We start from the raw sequence: 4343 nt of genomic DNA on the forward strand, positions 1-4343 counted from the left end.
GCAGCATCGCTCCTGGCCGCCCTGGTCAGTGCTGCACGGACCAGCCGTTCGGGTAGGAGCTCCCGGTCTGGATAACCCGAATGGAACGCAATGACATCGTTCGACGCGCTGCGCATCGCGGAAGAAACCGGCCGAACGGGGAATTGGGGAGAACGTAATGCTGCCGTCTGCCAACCGTAGTCCGATGGTTGTGCGGTCCGGATCTCGCGCACGAAGTTCCCGACCCCTGGCCGGCTCTCGATGAGGCCCTGCGCGGCGAGGGCGCGCAGAGCCTTCTGAACAGTGACGGGACTGGCGTTGTGTTCGGCAACCAGGGTTCGCGTTGATGGCAGGCGGGACCCTGGCGTAGCCCCTGCGATCCATTTCTTGAGTCGCGCGGCCACACGTGAACTGCTATCGTTAACCATGAAAGCCAATAGTAGCGCTACTACACTTCTGCGTCCACCGCTATCCTCTATGCCGGCCACTGGATTGTGGTGGGGTCTTCTTGGGGTAGCGGCATTTTCCTTCACTGTGCCCTTTACCCGGGTTGCAGTCGAGGCCATGTCGCCGTTGTTTATCGGTTCGGCCCGCGCGGTTGTAGCTGCAGTGCTGGCCGCTGCCGCCCTCCTTCTCACCCGGCAGCGCCTCCCTTCCGGGGTGCAGTGGGCACGGCTCGCTGTCGTTACCGGCGGAATCGTTGTGGGTTTCCCACTCCTGACCTCTTTCGCACTGACGGCCGCGGACGCCAGCCACGGGGCGGTCGTGATCGCACTGCTGCCAGCTGCCACTGCCACCATGGCGGTGCTCCGGGGGCGGGAGCATCCTCGGACCGCTTTCTGGGTTGCCACAGGTGTAGGCGCCGCGGCCGCCCTTGCCTTCGCCTTTATCCAGTCAGGCGGGTTCGGGCAGCTGAACTGGGCCGATGTGCTGCTCATCGGCGCAGTGGTTGCCGCCGCCATCGGATATGCCGAAGGCGGCCTAATGGCCCGCGAGCTTGGCGCCTGGCAGACCGTATCGTGGGCACTGGTCCTGGCCTCACCACTGATGGTGCTCCTGACAGTCCTCTCAATGGCTCAGCAACCGCCATCGGGCACACCGATCCAATGGGCGTCCTTTGCCTACCTTGGCGTGGTGAGCATGTTCCTCGGATTCTTTGCCTGGTACCGCGGTCTGGCCATCGGACCAATGGCCCAAGTCAGTCAGATCCAACTCGTTCAGCCCGTGCTGAGCATCGGCTGGGCCGTACTCCTGCTCGGCGAGAAACTGACCATGACCACCATCATCGGAGGCCTTGCCGTGATTCTCTGCGCCGGTGTCGCCGTCCGCATACGACTAAAGCCGGCACCGAAAACAAAGCCTCACTGAACCACACCGTTGCGCTTCGAATACGTGGACCTATGTTCACCGACACCTCTGCCTTGCCGAGCGACAAACCAAGGATCTAACAGGCCCAACACTCAGGCTGCTGGTTGGATCCGGACTATGTTTCAAGCGAGTTCTCCCGCTGTGATCGGTCGAATCTCTGGCTGGCACAGGGGGAGGGTCTTGGTTCCCTGGGAAACGTGGGTGAAACGGTTTCAGGGGGTTAGCTTTTGAATTCGGTCCAGAGTGGGTAGTGGTCCGAGATGCGCCATGAGATCTGGTTCTTGGTGAGCCCGTCGAAGACGTGGGGCAGGAAATCGAAGTAGCCGGCGCGGCCGGTATAGTCCATTCCTTCAAGGAGGTTTGATCCGTCCTCGTCGGAGAACCACGCGATCTGATCGTAGAAGTGCCTGGACCCATCGTTATTGAAGATGGTCCGTGGAACGCCGTTCAGTTCAGCCGGCGGCCACAATCCGGTGGACATAAACGCCTCGTACAGAGGGTCGCCGATACGGTCCAGGTTGAAGTCGCCCAGAACCAGCAGGTTATCGTTCCATCCGCCATCACGGTCAGCCCACCGGCGCATCCATTCGGCAAACGCTGTGAGCTCCGGAAGCCGTTCATCCGGGTCGCTGCCCCACAGCACATGGACGGTAGTGAGCATGAATTCGACGCCGCCGCGTAGGAAGCTGGCCGTGTACGGGGTGCGGGCGAACTGCTCCACCGGCGCATCAGCAGATGGCGGCAGGACAATCTCACCAACCAGCCCGGAAGGCTGCACACGTGCGGAGTCATAGAGGAAACTGAGACGTTCGCCGTTGCCGGCATCGCCCTCGGAGACGTCAGAGGTGATGAAGTGCCACCGTTCGCCAAGCAGGTCCATCAGGAACCGCAGCGCGGTGATGTTTCGCCGCACTTCCTGAACCGCGACGACGTCGAAACGGGAGATGATTTCGGCGATGCAGGCCACCGCATGCCAATCCCGTTTAGGCGAATCATCCTCATCGGCGTGCCACTGCTCCGTCAAGTCACTGAAGGCACGCAGATTCCAAGTCGCAATCAAGAGGTTGGAATCCATCTTCAACGGGATCTGCTCATCGAGGGCTGTATCGAGGGCTTTGAGGTCTTCGACCACATCCGGCGGCGGTGAGATCGTCATGACGCCATGCAATCACAACTTTAAGAAATCGATGGCAGTAACCGGTTTTGTCGTATCGGCGGTTTGGCAATCTGCTACTTCAGTTGGTCATTTTTTGGGGGCAGCAGGTTTCGTTCCGGTATCGAATGAACGCGGCGGCGTCTGAACAGTAGCAGGCTTCTGACCTTCTTTCAGGTGAGCGGGGCGTGGAGTCGTAGGGCGTGGATTAGTAGATTTAGGGTTTGTCATCTAGTCTCCTTAGCCAACGTGTAAGTTCATTATGACTGCTCGTCCGATTCAGAGGGGATTCTTTGCCTACAGAACCCGTAGCGGCGCTCCTCTACATATGTCTACTCCTACCTGGCATCGCCTTCGTTTGGAACTATGAAGGACATCGCCCTACCATAAAGCGGTCCGTATTCAGGGAGAGCGCGACGGTCGTCCATCGCCAGCGCAGGGTCCCTCGTTACTGTGTTTATCACTTTCTACGTCGTCAGTTTTTTCTCCAAGCAGGTCCGAGCAGGTCTCCAGCAATTCTTCACCACACCACAGAAGTTGTTGCAGGACGACTCCCAACTGTTCTTCGGAACTGCACTAATCTCATTGCTTGCAGCTGTGGGCCTTGGCGCCTTTTACGGCAGTGCTACGGCGTATACAGGACTGGGATTGACACGACGTTGGATTTACAGACGGCTGGGGATAACGCTTGTAACGATGGATCGGGGGCTATCAGCTTGGTCAGCGGCGTTCGAAGCCAAACCCGACCATTATGTGCATTTGGGGATGCAGCTAAAGAGCGGCACCTGGATTCAGGGAAAGCTTTATACGTATAACCAAGATGGGCATGACGGACCCGATCGAGCGTTGACCCTCAGCGGAGGAATCTACTACCGCCTCGCCGAGAGCGATAATGTGCATGAGCTAGACGGATTCAGCATGGCCATAGTCCATGCCTCAGAAATTGAATTCATGACAGTCGGGCATGAAAAGAGGTAGACCCATTCCGGCGGACTCTAGTGCCGTGTTGCTGAGGTTGTTTGACGGTCTGCTTTGGCTAGTATTTGGTCTGCGGTTTTTGTCCAGACGAAGGGATGGGCCCGTTCGTTCCAGCCGTTGATGAAGGCCCTGATCGCTTTCATCAGCTCGGGGACGGAGACGAAGGTGCCGCGGTGAATTGCCTGGCGTTCGATGATGCCGAACCAGATCTCGATCATGTTCATCCACGAGGCACTGGTCGGGGTGAAGTGAACGTGGATCCTCGGATTGGCGGCCAGCCACTCGTTGACTTCAGCGGTCTTGTGCGTGGCGTAATTGTCCATCACGAGATGCAGTTCCTGATCCGGGTAGGCCTTGGCCAGGTGCTTGAGGAAGCGCAGGAACTCCTGCCGCCGGTGCCGGCGCTGGGACATGCCCGTCACGTGGCCGGTCGCCACCTCCAGCGCGGCAAAAAGCGTGGCGGTTCCATGACGAATGTAGTCGTGGGTGCGCCGGGCCGGTAGGCCCGGCGCCAGCGGAAGAATCGGAGCGGTGCGGTCCAACGCCTGAATCTGGGATTTCTCATCCAGCGAGAGCACCACGGCATTCTCGGGCGGATCGAGATACAACCCGACGACATCGGCGACTTTACCGACCAGTTCCGGATCAGTGGAGAACTTGAACGTCTCCTCCCGCCAAGGCTGGACACCCCAGTCCTTCCACACTCTGGCCACGGTCGCGTGATTGACCCTCAAATGCCCGGCCAGCAACCTCGAAGACCAGTGCGTGATCCCGTACTTCTTCGGCGGCGGCGCGAGGGTGGCCGAAATGATCTTTGTGCGGTCGACCTGCCGCGGCCGACCGGGTCTCTGCTCATCCTCAAGCC

General features: G+C 59.3%; 5 protein-coding genes. 2 read left to right on the plus strand and 3 right to left on the minus strand.

The window, feature by feature from the left end:
• Nucleotides 1-407, minus strand: a 407-nt coding sequence (locus tag Y707_RS33085) for a GntR family transcriptional regulator (protein ID WP_035783277.1), incomplete at its 3' end; no start/stop codon positions are given.
• Between Y707_RS33085 and Y707_RS0121965 the strand changes: the two genes are divergently transcribed.
• Nucleotides 406-1347, plus strand: coding sequence for a DMT family transporter (locus tag Y707_RS0121965; RefSeq protein WP_026536623.1), 942 nt, complete (start codon nt 406-408; stop codon nt 1345-1347). The two genes, Y707_RS33085 and Y707_RS0121965, sit on opposite strands and share 2 nt — an antisense overlap.
• A gap of 220 nt (nt 1348-1567) precedes the next feature.
• Here the strand turns inward: Y707_RS0121965 and Y707_RS0121970 are convergent, their stop codons facing one another.
• Nucleotides 1568-2503 carry an endonuclease/exonuclease/phosphatase family protein gene (locus Y707_RS0121970; protein WP_026536624.1) on the minus strand — a complete coding sequence of 312 codons (936 nt, stop codon included), beginning with the start codon at nt 2501-2503 and terminating at the stop codon, nt 1568-1570.
• A 450-nt stretch (nt 2504-2953) separates the two neighbouring features.
• On the opposite strand from Y707_RS0121970, the gene Y707_RS0121975 reads away from it, so the two are divergent.
• On the plus strand, nt 2954-3478 hold the full coding sequence (locus Y707_RS0121975) for a DUF6338 family protein (protein WP_026536625.1): 525 nt from the start codon (nt 2954-2956) through the stop codon (nt 3476-3478).
• Between the two features lie 17 nt (nt 3479-3495).
• Here Y707_RS0121975 and Y707_RS0121980 read toward each other — a convergent pair.
• Nucleotides 3496-4343: IS630 family transposase (locus tag Y707_RS0121980; RefSeq protein ID WP_026536626.1), on the minus strand; the 848-nt coding region annotated here is incomplete at its 5' end.

The sequence above is a fragment of the Arthrobacter sp. H14 genome (assembly GCF_000520495.1).
GTDB lineage: Bacteria > Actinomycetota > Actinomycetes > Actinomycetales > Micrococcaceae > Arthrobacter_C.

Bases quoted from the DNA above. Each gene is read 5' to 3' on its own strand.
- Y707_RS0121965 (WP_026536623.1), top strand. From the start codon at position 406: ATGAAAGCCAATAGTAGCGCTACTACACTTCTGCGTCCACCGCTATCC.
- Y707_RS0121970 (WP_026536624.1), bottom strand. From the start codon at position 2,503: ATGACGATCTCACCGCCGCCGGATGTGGTCGAAGACCTCAAAGCCCTC.